This window comes from Acidovorax sp. BLS4, assembly GCF_032929295.1.
GTDB lineage: Bacteria > Pseudomonadota > Gammaproteobacteria > Burkholderiales > Burkholderiaceae_C > Paracidovorax.
The window spans coordinates 999,554-1,017,848 of the sequence record NZ_CP136797.1 but is presented as its reverse complement, the minus strand read 5'-3'; the positions used below and the strand labels follow the sequence as shown (position 1 = coordinate 1,017,848).

Here is an 18,295-nt window from a genome sequence, read left to right as displayed (position 1 = left end):
ATCTCGCTTGTTGTCGCACCGCCGCGATGCCACCAGTCACCGCGGCAGGGATCTCAGCCGGTCAGCGGTTGTAGGCGGTTTCGCCGTGCGAAGTGATGTCCAGGCCTTCGCGCTCGGCTTCTTCCGGCACACGCAGGCCCACCAGCAGGTCGGCGATCTTGTAGGCGATGAAGGCCACGACGCCGGACCACACGATGGTCACCAGCACGCTCTTGAGCTGGATCCAGACCTGTGCGCCCATGGCGAACGTGTCGGGGGTCAGGCCACCCGTGCCGCCCAGGCCTTGCGATGCGAACACGCCGGTCAGGATGGCACCGATGATGCCGCCCACGCCGTGCACGCCGAACACGTCGAACGCATCGTCGGCGCCCAGCATCTTCTTGAGGCCACCCACGCCCCAGAGGCAGACCACGCCGGCGATCAGGCCGAGCACGATGGAGCCCATGGGACCGACGAAACCGGCGGCCGGCGTGACGGCCACCAGGCCCGCCACGGCACCCGATGCGGCGCCCAGCATGGAGGCCTTGCCCTTGTGCAGCGACTCGCCGGCCAGCCAGCTCAGCGTGGCGGCGGCCGTGGCCAGGACGGTGTTGATGAAGGCCAGGCCCGCAGCGCCGTTGGCGGCACCGGCGGAGCCGGCGTTGAAGCCGAACCAGCCCACCCACAGCAGCGAGGCACCGACCATCGTCAGCGTCAGGCTGTGGGGCGTGAGCGCTTCCTTGCCGAAGCCGATGCGCTTGCCCACCATGTAGGCGCCCACCAGGCCGGCGATCCCGGCGTTGATGTGCACCACGGTGCCGCCGGCGAAGTCGAGCGCGCCGTCCTTGCCCAGCAGGCCGCCGCCCCACACCATGTGCGCCATGGGGATGTAGCTGAAGGTGAACCACAGCACGCTGAAGATCAGCACGGCGGAGAACTTGATGCGTTCGGCGAACGAGCCCACGATCAGCGCCACGGTGATGGCCGCGAAGGTGCCCTGGAAGGCCACGAACACGTACTCGGGGATGGTCGGCAGCGCGCCCGAGAGCGTGTCCGGCGCGATGCCCTTGAGGAAGATCTTGTCGAAGCCGCCGAAGAACGTGCCTTCGCCGCCGAACGTGAGGGTGTAGCCGTACACGGCCCACAGCACGCTCATCAGCGAGAAGATCACGAACACCTGCACCAGCACCGACAGCATGTTCTTGGAGCGGGCCAGGCCGCCGTAGAACAGGGCCAGGCCCGGGATGGTCATGAGGATCACGAGCAGCGTGGAGGTCAGCATCCAGGCCGTGTCGCCCGAATCGAGCTTGGGCGTGGGGGCGGCGGCAGGTGCTGCGGCCGCGGCGGCTTCCGCCGGTGCGGGTGCGGCCGCCACTGGCGCAGGGGCTGCGGCCGCAGGGGCGGCGGCGGGTGCCGTGGCCGATGCGGGTTCGGATGCCGCGGGCGTCTGGGCCAGCACGGCGGTGCCGGAGGCCATCAGGCTCAACCCCAGCAGGAAGGAAGCAAGCAGTTTTTTCATGGCAGTTTCTCTTGGGTGTCTGGTGACAGGCGCGGGGGGCCGGGCCTTACAGGGCTTCCTTGCCGGTCTCGCCGGTGCGGATGCGGACGACCTGCTCCAGGTGGCACACGAAGACTTTGCCGTCGCCGATCTTGCCGGTGCGCGCGGCCCCCTCGATGGCTTCGATGACGCGGTCCACCAGCTCGTCGGACACGGCCGCCTCGATCTTCACCTTGGGGAGGAAGTCCACCACGTATTCGGCGCCGCGGTACAGCTCCGTGTGGCCCTTCTGGCGGCCGAAGCCCTTGACCTCGGTCACCGTAATCCCTTGGACCCCGATGTCCGACAGGGCTTCGCGCACCTCGTCGAGCTTGAAGGGTTTGATGATGGCTGTCACCATTTTCATGTTGCTTTTCTCCATTGGAGGCACCCCTCGGCGCCCGTTGTCTTACAGGGTTTTCGTGAGCGCAACGATCAGGCGCGACTTGTTGACCGGGCCGAAGAAGGCCTTCTTGTTGGCGCCCACCACGGCGGCCGACAGGGACAGGCCCGAACCGAAGTCGTAGGCACCGCCCACGCTGTAGTCCATGTAGTTGGGCACGCCCAGGTCCTTGATGTCGCTGGCGAAGCGCGTGAAGCCGACCGATGCCTTCAGCGTCGTCTTGGGGGCCACTTCCTGCGCATACGCCAGGTTCAGGTAGCCGGTGTTGCGGCCCTTGTTGCTGGTCGTCTTGGCGGAGGCCCAGCCGAAGTAGTCCTTGGAGATGGTGTGCGAGTACTTCGCCGTCAGCGGGCCGTAGGTGGCCGCGCCGTAGAGTTCGGTGGTGTTGCCGACGGAATTGCCGGGGTACGCATAGGTCAGCGCGCCCAGGTCCAGGTCCACGTCGCCGGCCTTGAATTTGTAGCCGCCATAGAAATCCATCTCGATGGAATTGCCCGGCAGCCAGTCCACGCTGGAGTTCCAGTTGCCCAGATACCAGCCGCTGTCGCCGAAGCTGTAGTCGAAGCCGCCCTGGATGGCGGGCTTGACGGCCTTGACCCGGCTGGCGTCCTGGTCCTGGCCACGGAACTTGTAGTTGGTGGTCAGGCTGACGTTGCCCGTCAGTTGTGCGCTGGCCAGCAGAGGCAGGGCGGCAACGAGGGCGACGCTCAAGGACTTCATGGATACACGGGACATGGTTCCTCCGGGGGTGGCTGATTAGGGATGTCCACGCTCCAAGCATGGACCGTGCCATCTCCCTCGCACGGTGCCATCCGGGCCTGGGCGCCGGCCTGGCAGCTATGCCGAAAGTGGTTACATGCTATGCGCCCGCGTTACTTTTTGCACCATTGCAGTGCCACCAAGGCCATGATTCGCCGCGATCGCCCGTCCATGCACCGCCATGGGGACAGGGCGGCGGGACACACTGCGTTGGTGCATCCCGCCGCCCGGCCGGGCCGACCGCGCTGTTTTTTTGGAGGAAGCGCTCCCGCCGTCAGCGCGCCGAACGGGCCTTGAGCCACTGCGCCGGGGGCTCATCCGAAGGGACGGGGGGGCCCGCCTGCGGCATGGATCGCAGTTCGACCTGAATGCCGCGCTCCTGCGCATGGGCCATGAAATCGTCCAGCGCCTCGCGGATGTCGCGGTCCATGAAGCCGCAGTTGCAGCCGTCGATGACCAGCGAATGCCCCGGCTCCACCCGGTTCAGGTGGTTGCGCAGCGTGGCCTTGCTGAAGAACGACACATCCTTGCTGAGCCGGATCAGGTGGACGTTGCCCTCGGAGATCATCGTCAGCGCGCCGCGCGTGTTCGCCTGGATCAGGAAGAGCATGCTGCAGGCCAGCCCGATGAGGATGCCGATGAGCAGGTCGGTCGCCAGGATCGCGCCCACCGTCACCGCGAACGGCACGAACGCCGACCAGCCTTCGCGCCAGACCGCCGCGATCATGGCCGGCTTGGCCAGCTTGAAGCCGGTGTGCAGCAGCACGGCAGCCAGCGCGGCCAGCGGCACCCACTGCAGGAACTCCGACAGGAACAGCACGCTCGCCAGCAGCAGCACGCCATGGAACACCGCCGACAGCCGGGTGCGCGCACCGGACTGGATGTTGGCCGAGGTGCGCACGATCACCGCCGTGATCGGCAGCCCCCCCAGCAGGCCGGCCAGCAGGTTGCCCACCCCTTGCGCCTGCAGCTCCCGGTTGGGCGGCGCCACGCGCTTGAGCGGATCGAGCCGGTCGGCCGCCTCCAGGCTCAGCAGGGTTTCCAGGCTGGCCACGACGGCGAGGGTGAAGGCGATGGTGTAGACCTCCGGCCGCGCCAGCGCCGACCAGTCGGGCGAGGCGAGCTGCGACCACAGCGCGGCCAGGCCGTCGCCTTCGGGCAGGGCCACGCGCTGGTGGTCGGGCAGCGCCACGGACGGCTCGGTGGCCATGGCCACGGCCTGGTACCCGATGCCCCAGAGCACCGCCAGCAGCGGCCCGGGCAGCCGGCCGATCAGCGGCAGGCGCTTGGCCCAGGGGGAGTCCCAGGCGAACAGGATGGCCAGCGCACCGGCGGCGATGATCACCGCACTGCCGGTGACGGCGCCGACCAGCCGGCCCAGGTCATCGAAGCCGTCGATCGTGCGGGGCACCAGGCGCATGGCCTGCTCGCCCGACACGAAGCCAAACGCCACCGGAAGCTGCTTGAGGATGAGGATCAGCCCGATGGCGGCCAGCATCCCCTTGATGACGGGCGAGGGAAAGCAGGCGCCCAGATCGCCGGCCTGCAGGCGGCCGAACAGCCACTGCAGCGCGCCCGCCACCATCACGGCCACGAGGAACGCCTCGAAGCTCCCCAGCTTGGCGATCGCATCGACGACGATCACGACCAGGCCGGCCGCCGGCCCGCTCACGCTGAGCTGGGAGCCCGACAGCCAGGCCACGACCAGCCCGCCCACGATGCCGGAGACAAGCCCCGCCATCAGCGGCACGCCGCTGGCCAATGCGATGCCCAGGCACAAGGGCAAGGCCACGAGGAAGACGACGACGCCCGCCGGCACGTCGCTGCGCCAGTGGGCCAGAAGACCGGCGGCCGACGCGCCGTCCGGGTTGCGAAGGGTGGTTTGCATGGTGCGCACTCCTTCGGGTCAGGCCGCCGCGGCCAGCTGGATGCTGCTGGCATCGAGGTCCAGCACCTGGCGCAGGCGCCCGTCCCGCAAGGCGTAGACCCAGCCCAGCAGCTGCAGGGACTGCCCCCGCTGCCAGGCGCGCTGCACCTGGGGCGTGGCCGCCAGCGTGTGCACCTGATCGGCCACGTTCAGCTCCACGAAGCGGCCCACCCGGGCCGCGACTTCATCGGCATCGTCTGGGTCGGGGACGGTCTGGCCGTCGATCTCGCCCGCACGGCGGCGGTACAGGGCCCGCAGCGGGCGAAGGTGCTCGGCCAGGTAGTCTCCGCGCGCCGGCACCGCGCTGTCGGCCGGCATCAGGGCGGCCCGGACGCCGCCGCACCCTTCATGGCCACAGACGATCACGTACCGCACCTGGAGCACGTCGAGGGCGTATTGCAGCGCGCTCATGATGTTGGGATCGTCCGGACGGACCAGGTTCGCCACGCTGCGGTGCACGAACAACTCGCCCGGCAAGGCATTGGTAATGCTTTCGGCGGGCACGCGGCTGTCGGCGCACCCGATCCAGAAGACGCGCGGTTGCTGGCCGGCCACCAGGTTTTCGAAAAATGCCGGGTCGCGTGACGTCATTTCGTCAGCCCAGGCACGGTTTTGAAGCATGAGTCGCGTGGTCAGGTCCATGGAAACCTCCGTGTTGTTGATTCGATGTTGCAGTGCAGCACGGTATTAGGCTAGATCAAAAACCACTGCCATTTTTAATATGGGGTTTTTATGTTTCATTTGCTTGCGTGTGATTCGATCAATGGCCTCCGCGCCACGCTTGTTTTCCACACAACATAAGGAAATTTTATTTAACTCCTCGAGTGAAAATAATATTCGCAGCGAATAAAGTACGGAGTTGTACATTATTAAACCGCTGTTTATCTTTTCGGGCCCGACCTTTCCATGGCATTAATCCCCGGCTTTGCCGGTCCTGATTAACCCCAGCAAATGAAGGCATTCAAAACAGGATTGCAACGGCTACGCGGCGGCCGACCGATGGAGCGATCCCGCGCCATGGAGCAGCCAGCCTGGGCGCCCTCTGCACCGGTTCGCCACCGCTGCCGTGCCGGAAGGGCCGCGATTGCCGATATCCTCGCCCTTCGAAATTCAGGCGCTGGCGAACAGCCGGCTTTCCAACGAGGGAGAAAATCAACCATGGGTCTTGCTTTGGTGCAGAGCCGGGCATTGCTGGGACTGCAGGCCCCGTGCGTGACGGTCGAAGTGCATCTGGCCAACGGATTGCCCAGCTTCACGCTGGTCGGTCTGGCGGATGTGGAAGTGAAGGAGGCGCGGGAACGCGTGCGCTCGGCACTGCAGAATGCCGGGCTGGAGTTTCCGCACAACCAGAAAATCACGGTCAATCTCGCGCCGGCCGATCTGCCCAAAGACTCCGGCCGGTTCGATCTGCCGATTGCGCTTGGGATTCTGGCGGCCAGCGGGCAGATCGACAGCGCGCGCCTGGCGGGCCATGAATTCGCGGGAGAACTGTCGCTGTCCGGCGAGTTGCGCCCCGTGCGCGGCGCGCTCGCCACCAGCCTGGCCCTGCGCTCGGCCGGCGTGGCCGTGCGCATGGTGCTGCCGCCCGGCAGCGCGGAGGAAGCCGCCCTGGTGCCCGGCACCGAGGTGTACCGGGCGCGCCACCTGCTCGACGTGGTGCAGCACTTTCTGCCCGTCTCCGCCCATGCGCCCGCCGAGCCGGCCGGCGAGGGGTTCGTGCGGCTGCAGGCGTCGCCGCTGCAATCGGCGGCGCCGCCGGCGGATCTGGCCGACGTGAAGGGCCAGGCCGCCGCCAAGCGGGCGCTGGAGATCGCCGCCGCGGGTGGCCACGGTCTGCTGCTGGTCGGCCCGCCAGGATCGGGCAAATCGATGCTGGCGCACCGCTTTGCCGGGCTGCTGCCGCCGATGACGGTGGACGAGGCGCTGGAGAGCGCGGCCATTGCGAGCCTGGCCGGCCGCTTCGGCCCGGAAAGATGGGGCAACAGAAATACGAGCGCCCCGCACCACACCTGCAGCGCGATTGCACTGGTCGGCGGCGGTGTGAACATGAACGCTATCTGAGAATCGGGACAATTAAATGAGAATTTTGATCATTTATAGAATTGTTTGAGAATTTCGGAGCCGAAGTGACTTCGGTCCTCAGGGCATTTCGCTGTGTGAAGCGATACGCTTTACGCTGTACTTGTGGCTCACAATCCGTAGCTTCCTGTTGTCCAGCCGATCAACTTCTGCTTCTGCCTTTAACTGCTCACTCTTGGACGGCTTTAGGTCGACATGAGCCTGTTGCGGCACAAAGAAGCGGCGTTTCATGCCGATGGGCGGCGCACAGCGCAATCGGGCGACCAGTTCCGAGAGAACAAGGGCGTTTCACGACGGATGTAATAGCGGTTGCTGCCGTTCAGAAACTGGATCGTGAATGACTGCGATCGGACAATTGCAGCCATTCATACTTATGGATACACGCACACTTCTCTTGCACTTGGAACAGCCGCTTGATTCATACACGGGCATCGCACCAGTCGTTCAAGTCGTTGTTGCGGGCCTTGACTATGAAACCTCTGACTATTGGCCCGGCTTGGCAGTTGGATGGCTGGAACAAGGGGCTCCAGTCGATGCTGACATCATCCGAGCGCTAAGTCGAGTATCTGGGAGTGAGCATTTTTCGCAAGCTGTCCGACACCGAAGCGCTGCCGTGCTGCGGCAACACTTAAAGGCATGACTAAGTCAACAGTCGGCCACTACCGGACTTCGGCTCCGCGCAGGCTCAGCTGAATTCCACCCTCGACTTCTTCCACGGCTACTTCACGAATCGAAGCAGCGGCACGTCGGCACGCGTCGATGTCATTCGTTGCGTCCAAGCCTCCAAGGCGAACGGAACGCATGATGTCCAGACGCGCTATTTCCTCGAAGCGCACATCGGAAACAGCCTTGACCGTTTCCGGGCCGATGTCCATCCTCCTGGGCACGTACATGTAGAACGCCACGCCGGAATGAAGATGCCAGTGAGCTAGAAAGTGCCCGGCGTCGGACAGGATCGCGAGCACATCTTTCCAGTGATTCATGCGTCGATTATCGGGGTCTAGCAAGGTCCGGTATGGAGCGCGTCGGAAGAACGCTTCGTGCCCGTTGCCGTCGCTCAGCATCCGCCTGTAGCTGTGGGCTTTGCAGCGATAGCGGAAGTTCTGGGCGACCTTGAAAATGCCGGCTTCCGACCCAAAGCGGCCAGCCACTCCCTACCCAAACCGGACATGGAAACTACGTGTCGGACCGGTCCAGGAGCGATCTTCCTAGCGCTTGCGCATCAGCCAGCGAACCCACAAGAGACGGACCTTCCCACAGTTGCCACTCGGAGTTTTCTTCGTTTCGCAATCGGCGCTCAAACACCGTGAGTTTGGTGACAGCCCCATCCTTCGAACGAGTTGCACGAGCGAATCGACATCTATCGGCCGACAGGAGCGTCCAAACTTCAATCTCTCTAGTTGTCTCAAGAAGCAGTATCGATCCATCGATTTCCACTGGCACAAACTCTTGAGGATCATCTACCGCCCCGCCCGTGCCCCACAGGTCCGCACCTTTACCACCCCGACGTTCTGCGGCCAAGGCACTAAGGTTCAACAACCAACGCAGTGGATTCATTGCAAGTAAGGTCTGCAGTTGGCCGATGTCTGCAATCGTGGCCTAGGCCGTCGAGCGCCCATTGCGAACCTTAGGTCGCTCCAGTCGGGCGCCGGAAAGCGGTCAAGTTCGGATACGGATTGCTATCGGAAGATTGGTGCCACAGAGCCTGCGCCGCTCGCTGAAGTTCGGCGGAGTAACTTGCCTGCAGCGACACACGTCGAGCGTCGATAAGCGCGCCATCTGGGGCAACTATTGCAGAGCCGCTACACAAGAAAAGGTACAGCGCCGCCAGCTCCTCAAGCCGTGTCGATGCCGACTCCACCTCAAAGAGTTCAGGATCGTCTTCGCTCGCCTCAATAGTCACCGAAGGCTCTTTGTGCGTTCGGTCTGCCATATAGAGCGAAGTCCAAGTACGGCTGTTGACTGGATGGGAATTTCCTTCCGTATCGACTTCCCATCCCGGGCCGAATAGCAAATCAATGAAGACTCTGAAGTCCGGTCGCTCTCTGTCGATCTTTACGATGTGCATTCGGTGACATTTCCAAAAGTACACGAGTCAGATACGTGGATCAGATTCTCTAAGCAGTCCCTGGCAAAAGACCGCTTCTGGCCGATGGCAGCATCCTAGCTCAGGCCATCCGGCGCCTGAAGCAGCCTCCACGGCCTTGCGCATTAACTGTTCAACGCTTTCCAGCCTATGGCAAACGCTGCCATCAGGCCCAGCTTATCCGCGTGTAGGACAACGGTAGTGCACTACTGGCGCACTGGCGCAGCCAGCACCGCAATTGCGGCGTGCAACTGGGTGTCCCGTGCGACATCACCAAGCTCGAAGCTTTCGGCCGTTGCGGGCACCTCTACATCCGGTTGAACCCCGATAGAGTGCCAAGGCGGTGCCTCCGGCACCGTCATCATGCCAGTCGCGATGCGCACTGCTCCGCCCGCGCTCATTGGCTTAATCGACTGAATCACCCCGAAGCCATAGGTCTTCTGCCCTAGCAGCATAGCGCTTCTCCGCTGACGCAAGAGCACCGCAAGGCTCTCCGCGCCGGCGGCGGTTCCTTCGTTGACTAGTACAACAAGGCGCCAGCGGCGCAGCGGCCAGTCCACAAGCAGCGGAACATTTGGTGGCGACTTCGCGGACGCGTCATCAATGGACCCGTTTGTGTTCATCGTCCCCGGCACGCGACTCTCCACATGCACGACAGGCGTACCTGGCGCAACAAACAGCGCCGACACTTCGGTCAAGGCATCGAGCAAGCCACCGCTGCAGTTGCGCAAGTCAAGTACCAGTTGATCCGTGGGTACCGCTGCGGCCGCCACACGATTCGACCAGCGAATTTTGGCGACCTCTTCGATGACCTGCGCTCGCGTCTCGGCCCGAAATTGCACGATCCTCAGGTACCCAACGCCGGGGGCGACCACCGCAGAGCGGACGGAGCGCGACCTGATCGGCGCACGTTCCACAGCGAAGCGCAGCGATTCTGATATGCCGGGCCGGTTCACCACCAGGTTCAGGATGGTGCCCTCCTCTCCACGCATACGCTGTACGACCTTTTGAAGTGGCATGTACCGGGTAGCCGACCCTTCCAAGCTGACGATCAGGTCACCTCGCTGTAGCCCGTCTCGATCTGCAGGCGAGCCAGCAATGGGGTTCACGATCTTGGGCCAGCCGTCTTCCTGGGTAATCTCCAACCCAATCCCCACGAACTTCTGCGTTGCCGCGGCGTCGAATTCCCGTAGGTTTGCGATGCTTAGGTATTCAGTGTTGTATCGCAAGCTTGCCGCCGCAGCGGTCAGGCAGGCCTCGATGACCGTCGTCGCCAAGGCAGGGGATGAGGTTACGTCCAGGTTCTGCTTAGCGGCCTGCCGGCAGTGCCCCTCCAACGACGGCCCAGATACCAGCTCCACGTAGTGCTTATCGACGAGGTTTCTGAATTCGATCCACGCAGGCGTGGCGAGCACGACGTCAGCAGCATCGGGGGGTGACGCACTCTGGGCTATGGCGCTCCAAGCAGATGCCAAGGCGCCTGCTGTCACCAATGTTCGCAAGTAACGCATCGGATTCCTACGGCTTCGACTGTTGATGATTTGCTTCGAATACGCGTTGGGCACACGCATTCGCGACTTCGGCCAACTCGTGTAGGTAGGCTATCCATCCTTGAGGAAGTGTGACCTCGTCGATGACGCAGTCTCCCCAGGCTCGGGGATGGCTCATGGTGATGATGCGTGAGCAGGCGCTTTGAGCCATAGAAGGAGTCTGAGCCGCCTCAACCCACTCATGCACCGACTCGAAAACGTCGCGAGCACCCGGGACGTCCCGAATATGGTCGATCTTTTGGAGAACGGGTTTAAGTTCTGGAAGCGACATTTGAGGACCCAGGTGGATGTCTGCTGATAGCCGACTGTTGACTAGTCGTCCACTCAATTTTGACCGACTTCTGTTTGTCGTCTGCAACCTCTAGCAGTGCCAGCACTACGGCGCGAAATCGCCAACCACACGTATGTCTAGCATCGCCCCTCTTCGAAATACTTTCAGATCAATAGGAACGCCTGGCTTTTTGCTGCTTATTGCTTGGACGTACGCATTGATCGAAGTCGCCGGAGTGCCGTCTACCGCTAGAACTATGTCACCCACTAGAAGTCCCGCCCGGTCCGCTGGTCCGTCACTACGAGTCGCATGTATCACCACGCCCGTCCCAGCAGGGACTCCCGCTAGACGAGCTTGCTCGGAATTCAAGAGACTCACTTGCGTATGAATTACCGCTCGGTCGACACGTCCTTTCTCAAGAAGTTCTTCCGCAATCGAAAGGTAGACGTTCGTTGGCGTTGCGAAAGTAATGGGCGTCCCAACGCGAGGAACGTACTGTTGACTGATGACACCGACGAACTCTCCGGTTTTCTGTCGTATCAGGGGCCCGCCACCTGTTCCTGGCAAAACGGGAACGGATGTCTGGATAAATGGCGGTGTATCCATCCGTTCGTCATAGGCAAGGGTGACCAATCCGTCAGATACAACTAAGGAAGAGAAGCCACCTAGCGTGGTCCTCCCCAATCCTAGCGCCCGCTCTGCCGGGGCGAGACGTCTGGCATTACTTGCCTCCAAGTAAGCCATCCCCTGTGCATTGATTTTTACTAGAGCGAAGCCTGTGCGCCGGTCTTGGGCGACGACCTTCCCTTTGTACTCTCGACCTCCTTCCGTCGTAACCAAAATCTCTCCAGATGGATCAAAAAGAGACGCAATGGTAAGAATGAGTCCATCAGCCGAGACAAGAGTTCCCGATCCAACAGTTCGCCCATCAGTGGCCACAATTCGAGCCGGAACCAACTCTTCAGACGACTGCACCTTACTCGCTTGTGCGGCTTCGGGTGTCGACGTCACTTGGATTGAAACAATCGCTGCTTGAATACGAGACACCAGCGCTTCCGCCGAAGGCTCCTGCGCAGCACTATTGAAAGCAACTCCTAGAAAGATCAGAGGGAGTCCGAGTTTCCGGATGACGACAGCGGTAAAAGAGACTTCCGTAAGTTTGAGGGTCATGGCCAGATATTCTTCAACTCTCTGCAGCTCCGGATGATCTTCTCGTTCGATTCTTTTGTTTCAGCCACCGTTCGCAGCCGATTGAGCTCCGCGACGATAGCGGCTTGCATCCACAATGCGTGTGATGAGGCTGGATGACCGCTTTCAGGCTCCCAACTACGCATGCTCGGAATGTCGGCTCCTAGCCGAATTCTGCCTTTCAGATTGACGACTCAGCCTCCGGAACTGCGCTCTTTCAGCATGGGCTGATGGCATTGGTGCGTTCGCTAGCGGACGGTGACGCGCGGTACGGTCAGATTGGCCACACCATCACGCGATTGACGGCCGCACACGCGCCTTCAATCCGCCGGCTCCAGCCGCTCCAGAACATAGCGGCCCCGTTGAGCTATGGATGGGACTGGGTCCGCCGCCAGTTGCAAGGCAATGGGCAGCGCCGTGGCGCCTAGCGCCTTCATCTCACGGGACAGCGCCTCGGCGGCCTCCCGTCGTACATAGGCGGAACGGTCGCTGGCAGCACTCGCCAGGGTCTCCAGAAAGGGCGCAGCGGCATCCAGGCGTCGCTGCCCGAAGACCGCTTCCATTCGGCCCAAATAAAGCCCCTTGTTGATCCACTGCCAGCGGCGCTCCTTCAACCAGAGCACTTTGCCCACCAGCAGTGCGCGATAGGCCCGCGCACGCACAGCGGGCTGAATCGCATCCTGCGCAATCGTGCTCCAGTGCGCATCCAGCACCGCCGTTCGTGACACTTGCGCCAGCAGTTCGGCCATCGGGCCCGATGTTCCGGAGATCACCATGTGCCGTATTCCCTCTGCAACCCCGGGTTGCTCCAGCAACTGATCCAGTACCTGCCGGTCCACCGGCTCCAGGCGGCCCCACTCTGTCCAGAAAGGCAGCACCGCCCTGAGGGCTTCCGCTGTCTTTTTCGATCCAGCGGCAGTGGCCAGCGCCGGCAGGCACTGCCTTGCCGCGCTGCGCACCTGCGGAACCCAGTCGTTCAGCCGACGCACCGCTAGCGCCAGCACGAAGACACTCACGGGAGGAACTACTTCAATGGTCGCTCGGCCCACACGTGGCAACCAACCCTTCAACATCAAGGTCCACGAGGCAGTCGCCACAGGCCCGGCCAGCACGGCACGCAGCGCATGCTCCCGGTCAAAACCACTGCCGCTGCACAAGGCAATCCATGCCGAGCCTCGATGACGAAGCAAATGCGTACCGACCGGGACCGCCCGGCGGTATGAATCCACCGCGTACCTTATCACCTGCTCCCACTGCGCCATGCGGTCCAGAGGCAGAGCCTCCGTCCGCTCCGCCAACGCCGCCTCAGCCGCCTCATCGGGCACGCCCGATGCCGCGGCATCGATCGCTTTCATAACAGCCCCTCTTAACCCATCTGCCGCATCCCGCATCACCCGCATCCGCCCCCCCTGGCTGGTATATCTTGTTCTCAATCGCAATATGCCGCCAGCAGCAGATCAGGCGCTTGAGGTGCGTTTAGACGTTTGCCATCAAGAACCACTGACGCTAAACATCGTGGTCGGCATGGGTTTAAACGTCGCCGGACTGCTACTGGTTTTGCTAAGCAGCCGTGCATGACGGCGACTAGGCAGCGCTGGCTCTCTCAGCGAAAGACCACTTTTGGCCGAATTGTCCCGCCCCTCAGACCGGCCGCCTTGGCCGATAGTGCCTATTGTGGCGTCGCCGCATCGTGACGCAAAGCGACTCCGATTTGTCGCGTGTGCCGGAAGTCCAAGCCAAACAAGCCTGCAACTATGAACGCACAGTCGATATCTTTAAAGCCATCGCTTTTAGCACGCCTGTAAACCTCCTCAACAGTCGCGCCCGCAGCATGCATTACGACATACGGCTCAGGGGTACTGCTACGTGGTTTGTCCAATCTCTGCCTCCAGTTCGACCGAACGCTCTTGGCCGATGGCAGCCATCGTATCAGCGGCAGTCAGGGCCAGGTTCAGGCAACCACTCTTGTTCAAAAGCGGTCAATCAGCCGCCTGCTGAAAAGTCACCTATGGCAGTCGATACACTCGATCTGAACTCAATGCGCACTCCATCAATCATGCTCAGAAAGCTAGCTACGCTTTGCGCCGTCATCTTTGCCGCGATCGGAATCTCCTCTGCTCAAACCAGCGATCGTCAAGACGCAAAGGAAAAACTCTTAGTCAAACCGGGCGATCTCATTGTTCAGAAGGATAAGAATGGTTGGTCTGCCATCAGGATTCTGGCGGTGGATCTTTGGCCGGATGGATCAGCAGCCGCGCATTGTCTGACGTACAAGTCAGTGCCGTTCAAGCCTACGATGCAATCATTGACGAACACGCCTGTGTTAATTTGGCACGCGCCGATAAACGCAGGTAGTTTTAGTCAGGGTTGGGAGCGCATTGGCAATCAGCCACCCTCTAGAGATGAACTGGCTGGCTTCATCGAGTACCTCAAGCTGACAAATTTCCCTCGTTATGTTGCTTTTACGGGCCAGGACTCGAAGGAGATTGTTCGCAAAGCGAATGCCCACTACAAGCGCGCATATGCCCTGGGCGATCAGGGTAAAAGAGTGGATGCGATCGCCGAGTACACCCAAGCAATCGGCCTGTTTCCCCTCTTTTATGAGGCGATTGACAATCGTGCGTTTACCTACATGGAGCTTGGAAAGATTCAAGAAGCGCTAAGCGACTTCGAGCAGTCGCTGAAAGTCAATCCGAACGGACTAGCAGCGTTTTTCTCCAAAGGAGAGTGCCTTATGAAGCTTGGCAAACTCAAAGCAGCAGAGTCAATTTTTCAAGAAGGTCAGAGTCGATTTCCCGAGCAACGAGCGAAATTCTTCGAGTTCGTCGAAAAGGTTCGAGCCTTGCAGCAAGGTGGATAGCACTCGCCAATCTCGATGCGGATGTCCTGGGCTGGCTCGCTGGTAGCGATCTGCGTACCATTCAAAATCGAGTCATTCAGGACAGCCGCCAGAGATACCGCGGGCAACTGCAGCGGCACGAATGCAACCGATGTGCCCTGCAGCCGTTCCAGAGCCACGCGCTGGCGCTCCTCGCGAAGCCAGCGGTGCACCATGAGGTTCAGGCCGTGACTCAACGCCACGGCGGACACCGATGCTCCTGGTTGGCGGGTTTGCTCCAGCACCGTCTCCTTGAACAGCCCTGTGTACTCGCGCCGGCGCGTGTGCTCATCTATTGACACTCGATCCATCGTCTCTACGATCCCCCATCGGGGGGGCCAATGCACGAACATGGCGATCACTTCAATATAGTATGGCCGGACACATACGGATATGCCAACAAAGTGACGATTTCCCAAATTTGGGAGTCAACCTCCTACACCCAAGCTCTTCGTACTTTTGGCTGGAAATATGACCACGACACTGACCCAGACCCAGGCTGCGGGGACTTCATATCGCATTTTATATCTAGCATCGCATGAAAATTGTCTAATTTTATAAGGAGACATTATGGGAATTATGGGGCCCAAATTTTTCGGTTTTTTTGTACGCTATGAAAAGTGGGATGACACAGGGGTTTTTGTGCATACTGGTATGCAGCTAGCGTCCCTACTTGAGGAAATCGTCGGTCGCGATAATTTAAAAATTATCGACTCTGACGAAGAGTATGTTGACTTTGAATTATCAAATGCCTCGTGCAGGATACATGCCAAAAATCAAAACGATTCAGCCAAGGCCATCAAGGCAGTGCTTCAGTTTACCAATCTAAAAAGATTTGAAGTCACCCCATTAATCAGCAGTAGTGCCCAAACATTATTCACCCGTTGAAATTAATGGGCTCATCATAGCTACGAGCTAATCAAGCCTGCTAGAGAAGGTCTGAAAAACCCAATTCGAGTGGTTCTACAACCTATAAAAAACACTCAAAATTGCACTACCTAAGCCTGGTTCAACTTGAGGAGCGACAGCGCTTAAAGGGCTAGGTAAAGCGTCCAAGAAACTGGGGAAAGCCAATCACTACCTTTATCGCTGGTGAGCGGCCCTCTCAAATTCGCTTAGCATGGCTGAGGCGCGTTTCTTGAGGATATATCGTCCCTATAGAACTTAAAGCGGGCTCTCCAACAAGGCCGCTTGAAACTCACCGACAGCTTCCTTGCTAAGCCATTCGTCAATGTGATGGTCCCGAATAGGGCCGTGATGACGAATAGTAAAGCGCAGCAGCCTGGCACAGTACTCGATCGCGAAAAGGTGATCAGACTTGGTTGCCGCACGAAATTTTTCGCAGTCAAGGGTACCGATCTTTTCTTTGACGAACGTCTTGAGCGAAGAGTCAAAGCCCATTGAATCACCGGATACCTGGAAGATACCGGCTTCCATCGTGCATGGCTTGTCTGAAGCGGGATTAGTGACATCGCGTCCTTCCTCCCATCTCCACGAACTTTCAAAACCTCCCAGCACCCGCAATACTTCGAGCAAAACTGCTTTTCGGTGCGTCAAATCCTGCTCAGGATATGGTCCTAGTTGCTCGGCAACTTCTGCGTAGATCTCGTGGCCCGGACGCTCTATGAAGACTTCATCTGGGGCAGATTTCGCCCACTTCACAAGTTCCATCAGGAAGTTTTCGGGCGCCGCACCGCGGTTTTTGACTTTTTTCTTGCAAGCTACAAAGTTGACCATCCTAGCCTCCCAAAAAGTGTTTGTTTCGCTAGCTACGAACAGCGTCCCATATTAGCAACCTTCGACTCTGGAATTGACTTCGTCGTGGCTACCAAAATCCAGATGTGCTTAACGATTGGATAGTCCGGCCTCAAACTTGAAATGTATTTATGCCGGAGGTCGCCAACAAGACAAGCTTTCAATCTGACAAGGGCGCGTCGAGATCAGCCGTCAATGGTTGGCCCTGGCCATGCAGCTGCTCTATGTCAGACAACAGTACTGCCAAGTTTGAAGATGAAATGGCCTCTTCAATTTCTGCTGACGAGAAATATCTTGCTTCATGCGTTGGCTCGTACGCGTCTCCTTGCGCAGCGCCCCATTGAGTAGCGGCCAGAACGTCCTTTGTACGTATCGTCAGATCCCAGGCAGATCCGTCCTGCATATTGAGGGCCGCAAGCTCTGGTAGATCTCTGAGCAGCGGGGTATCGAGGACCGCCAACGCAAGGTAGCGTGCCTCGGCTTTTTGGTCAGGTCTGAATTGAAGGGGTGCGAACCAAACCTTGCAGCGTCCAATTGACTTGCTGGGCAATGCATCAGTCATCAAACTGGTCGCAATGGTGCCATTCGGAAATGGTATTGAAGCCCACCCTTTTTCTTCCAACATCGCGATGAGGAGCAGCAGCAGATCGGGGATTTCTACGGCCCACTTTCTCCCCGACGAAACTGCATCGGCACCGTGGAGAGCATGTCCCTGCACTCCCCCTAAGCTTGCAGAGTTGGGTGGCAGTTCTTCGATTGGCCTGACGGTCACCTGAACATCCCCGCCGCGTTTCACGGGCTTGTTGAGTAGATCCGGAAATGGCTCAGGATCTTCGCCATCACCATCAATCGATACCGTCAAACCGCTGCTCTTGCTGATGGGTCTCGACGCCAAGTTGAGCGTTCGACGATCGCCTCCTTCAGCACTTTTGGGCCTCACATTGAGCGTGACTTTTTGCGGAGCATCACTTCCAGAGGAATCCTGGTAGTGAATGAAAAGCTTTTCGAATGGGAAGGGGTGGGAGCAAGACAGCAGTTGTAGCGCGACGAAGGTCTTCTCATCACCCTGCTCGAACCAAAATCCAAGCGCCTCCAAGTTCGTTGAACCAGAGATGGGGAATCCCATTCTGGGATACCAGGGCTCCCCGTTGATGGAAGCTGTTCGGCCGGAACTGATGATTTGCCGGAAAGCGTAGTTAGCTGCATCATCCAGTGCGATCCGAGCAAGCACCGGACCCGCAATCCTGGGCATCCTTTGCCGAAGATTGATGTTTGCAATTCCGGTCTGCCGATCAATTCGAGCGCCAGACAGGAGCTCATGCGGTGGCACCGAGCCAGAGACCATCGTCTTGAGCAGCAAGCCGGATGCTCCAAAGTAGAAGCGAAACAGTTCCATGGACGGAACGACCAAAAATCGCGTGCTATCGATTTGCACCCGGACCACTTGCGATCCCAGGTGCTTTTTGTATCCATCGTATTGAGAAAACGGGATGGCAAAATTTGCAGGCTCCGGCGGCGACGCAAGGTTGGCTCGTATGGCGAAAGTCTTCGATGTGGATGCATCGATCTGGAGTGAGTCGAACCGCTCTCTGGTGCGCTCAATGCGATCGCAACGCACGCCTTTTTCCCAGATGTCCCCGATTCTCAACAGAGGCAGAAAGGCAATTGGGAGCCTGACTTCCAGACATCGATCCTCAAAGTCACCAATCGTCTCAAGAAATCCATTCCATCGGGATACGACAACCACTACGCTCTTTTCGGCACCACCTTCCAAAGGTCCGAACCAATCGATACGAACGCGCGGGCTGAACGGAAGGTCAAGGCTTTCAATGCGGAAAGGAGCGTTCTGCTGGGTTGATTGGTTGCTCATAGAAGTGAAAGAC

15 protein-coding genes and 1 pseudogene are annotated in these 18,295 nt (G+C 59.8%); 3 read left to right on the top strand and 13 right to left on the bottom strand.

The window, feature by feature from the left end:
• Positions 1–61: 61 nt before the first annotated feature.
• From amt to R1Z03_RS04725, 5 genes are all read right to left on the bottom strand, one after another.
• On the bottom strand, positions 62–1,498 hold the full coding sequence (amt, locus tag R1Z03_RS04745; protein ID WP_284430317.1) for an ammonium transporter: 1,437 nt from the start codon (positions 1,496–1,498) through the stop codon (positions 62–64).
• Positions 1,499–1,544: 46 nt separating this feature from the next.
• Entirely contained in the window at positions 1,545–1,883 is a 339-nt protein-coding gene (gene glnK / locus R1Z03_RS04740) for a P-II family nitrogen regulator (RefSeq protein ID WP_092744562.1), read from the bottom strand.
• A gap of 42 nt (positions 1,884–1,925) precedes the next feature.
• On the bottom strand, positions 1,926–2,654 hold the full coding sequence (locus R1Z03_RS04735; RefSeq protein WP_272565959.1) for a TorF family putative porin: 729 nt from the start codon (positions 2,652–2,654) through the stop codon (positions 1,926–1,928).
• 298 nt (positions 2,655–2,952) lie between these two features.
• Complete coding sequence (locus R1Z03_RS04730; protein WP_317357317.1) at positions 2,953–4,566, bottom strand: SulP family inorganic anion transporter; 1,614 nt, start codon at positions 4,564–4,566, stop codon at positions 2,953–2,955.
• Positions 4,567–4,584: 18 nt separating this feature from the next.
• Positions 4,585–5,247 carry a carbonic anhydrase gene (locus tag R1Z03_RS04725; RefSeq protein WP_284427002.1) on the bottom strand — a complete coding sequence of 221 codons (663 nt, stop codon included), beginning with the start codon at positions 5,245–5,247 and terminating at the stop codon, positions 4,585–4,587.
• 516 nt (positions 5,248–5,763) lie between these two features.
• Between R1Z03_RS04725 and R1Z03_RS04720 the strand changes: the two are divergent.
• Positions 5,764–6,645, top strand: a pseudogene (locus R1Z03_RS04720) (YifB family Mg chelatase-like AAA ATPase); the annotation flags it as partial.
• Between the two features lie 99 nt (positions 6,646–6,744).
• On the opposite strand, the gene R1Z03_RS04715 reads toward R1Z03_RS04720, so the two are convergent.
• From R1Z03_RS04715 to R1Z03_RS04690, 6 genes are all read right to left on the bottom strand, one after another.
• Complete coding sequence (locus R1Z03_RS04715) at positions 6,745–6,915, bottom strand: hypothetical protein (protein ID WP_317357315.1); 171 nt, start codon at positions 6,913–6,915, stop codon at positions 6,745–6,747.
• A 428-nt stretch (positions 6,916–7,343) separates the two neighbouring features.
• On the bottom strand, positions 7,344–7,667 hold the full coding sequence (locus R1Z03_RS04710; protein WP_317357313.1) for a hypothetical protein: 324 nt from the start codon (positions 7,665–7,667) through the stop codon (positions 7,344–7,346).
• A 644-nt stretch (positions 7,668–8,311) separates the two neighbouring features.
• Positions 8,312–8,752, bottom strand: coding sequence for a hypothetical protein (locus R1Z03_RS04705; RefSeq protein ID WP_317357311.1), 441 nt, complete (start codon positions 8,750–8,752; stop codon positions 8,312–8,314).
• Positions 8,753–8,976: 224 nt separating this feature from the next.
• Complete coding sequence (locus tag R1Z03_RS04700; RefSeq protein ID WP_317357309.1) at positions 8,977–10,341, bottom strand: S41 family peptidase; 1,365 nt, start codon at positions 10,339–10,341, stop codon at positions 8,977–8,979.
• Between the two features lie 355 nt (positions 10,342–10,696).
• Positions 10,697–11,761, bottom strand: coding sequence for a S1C family serine protease (locus R1Z03_RS04695; protein WP_317357307.1), 1,065 nt, complete (start codon positions 11,759–11,761; stop codon positions 10,697–10,699).
• Between the two features lie 338 nt (positions 11,762–12,099).
• Positions 12,100–13,134, bottom strand: a complete 1,035-nt coding sequence (locus tag R1Z03_RS04690; protein WP_317357305.1) for a hypothetical protein — start codon at positions 13,132–13,134, stop codon at positions 12,100–12,102.
• Positions 13,135–13,787: 653 nt separating this feature from the next.
• Here R1Z03_RS04690 and R1Z03_RS04685 point away from each other — a divergent pair.
• The gene (locus R1Z03_RS04685) at positions 13,788–14,639 is read left to right on the top strand and encodes a tetratricopeptide repeat protein (protein WP_317357303.1); all 852 of its coding nucleotides are present in this window, start codon (positions 13,788–13,790) and stop codon (positions 14,637–14,639) included.
• A 588-nt stretch (positions 14,640–15,227) separates the two neighbouring features.
• Entirely contained in the window at positions 15,228–15,545 is a 318-nt protein-coding gene (locus R1Z03_RS04680) for a hypothetical protein (protein ID WP_317357301.1), read from the top strand.
• 276 nt (positions 15,546–15,821) lie between these two features.
• Here R1Z03_RS04680 and R1Z03_RS04675 read toward each other — a convergent pair whose 3' ends face one another.
• Both R1Z03_RS04675 and R1Z03_RS04670 read right to left on the bottom strand, forming a co-directional pair.
• A complete protein-coding gene (locus R1Z03_RS04675) occupies positions 15,822–16,394 on the bottom strand; it encodes a hypothetical protein (RefSeq protein WP_317357298.1) in 573 nt (190 codons plus the stop codon).
• 178 nt (positions 16,395–16,572) lie between these two features.
• Positions 16,573–18,282, bottom strand: a complete 1,710-nt coding sequence (locus R1Z03_RS04670; protein ID WP_317357296.1) for a hypothetical protein — start codon at positions 18,280–18,282, stop codon at positions 16,573–16,575.
• Positions 18,283–18,295 lie beyond the last annotated feature (13 nt).

Coding starts and splice junctions, on each gene's coding strand:
- R1Z03_RS04710 (WP_317357313.1), bottom strand. CDS start 7,667: ATGAATCACTGGAAAGATGTGCTCGCGATCCTGTCCGACGCCGGGCAC.
- R1Z03_RS04675 (WP_317357298.1), bottom strand. CDS start 16,394: ATGGTCAACTTTGTAGCTTGCAAGAAAAAAGTCAAAAACCGCGGTGCG.
- R1Z03_RS04690 (WP_317357305.1), bottom strand. CDS start 13,134: ATGAAAGCGATCGATGCCGCGGCATCGGGCGTGCCCGATGAGGCGGCT.
- R1Z03_RS04695 (WP_317357307.1), bottom strand. CDS start 11,761: ATGACCCTCAAACTTACGGAAGTCTCTTTTACCGCTGTCGTCATCCGG.
- R1Z03_RS04685 (WP_317357303.1), top strand. CDS start 13,788: ATGGCAGTCGATACACTCGATCTGAACTCAATGCGCACTCCATCAATC.
- glnK (WP_092744562.1), bottom strand. CDS start 1,883: ATGAAAATGGTGACAGCCATCATCAAACCCTTCAAGCTCGACGAGGTG.
- R1Z03_RS04735 (WP_272565959.1), bottom strand. CDS start 2,654: ATGTCCCGTGTATCCATGAAGTCCTTGAGCGTCGCCCTCGTTGCCGCC.
- R1Z03_RS04670 (WP_317357296.1), bottom strand. CDS start 18,282: ATGAGCAACCAATCAACCCAGCAGAACGCTCCTTTCCGCATTGAAAGC.
- R1Z03_RS04730 (WP_317357317.1), bottom strand. CDS start 4,566: ATGCAAACCACCCTTCGCAACCCGGACGGCGCGTCGGCCGCCGGTCTT.
- R1Z03_RS04700 (WP_317357309.1), bottom strand. CDS start 10,341: ATGCGTGTGCCCAACGCGTATTCGAAGCAAATCATCAACAGTCGAAGC.
- R1Z03_RS04725 (WP_284427002.1), bottom strand. CDS start 5,247: ATGGACCTGACCACGCGACTCATGCTTCAAAACCGTGCCTGGGCTGAC.
- R1Z03_RS04680 (WP_317357301.1), top strand. CDS start 15,228: ATGGGAATTATGGGGCCCAAATTTTTCGGTTTTTTTGTACGCTATGAA.
- amt (WP_284430317.1), bottom strand. CDS start 1,498: ATGAAAAAACTGCTTGCTTCCTTCCTGCTGGGGTTGAGCCTGATGGCC.
- R1Z03_RS04715 (WP_317357315.1), bottom strand. CDS start 6,915: ATGAAACGCCGCTTCTTTGTGCCGCAACAGGCTCATGTCGACCTAAAG.
- R1Z03_RS04705 (WP_317357311.1), bottom strand. CDS start 8,752: ATGCACATCGTAAAGATCGACAGAGAGCGACCGGACTTCAGAGTCTTC.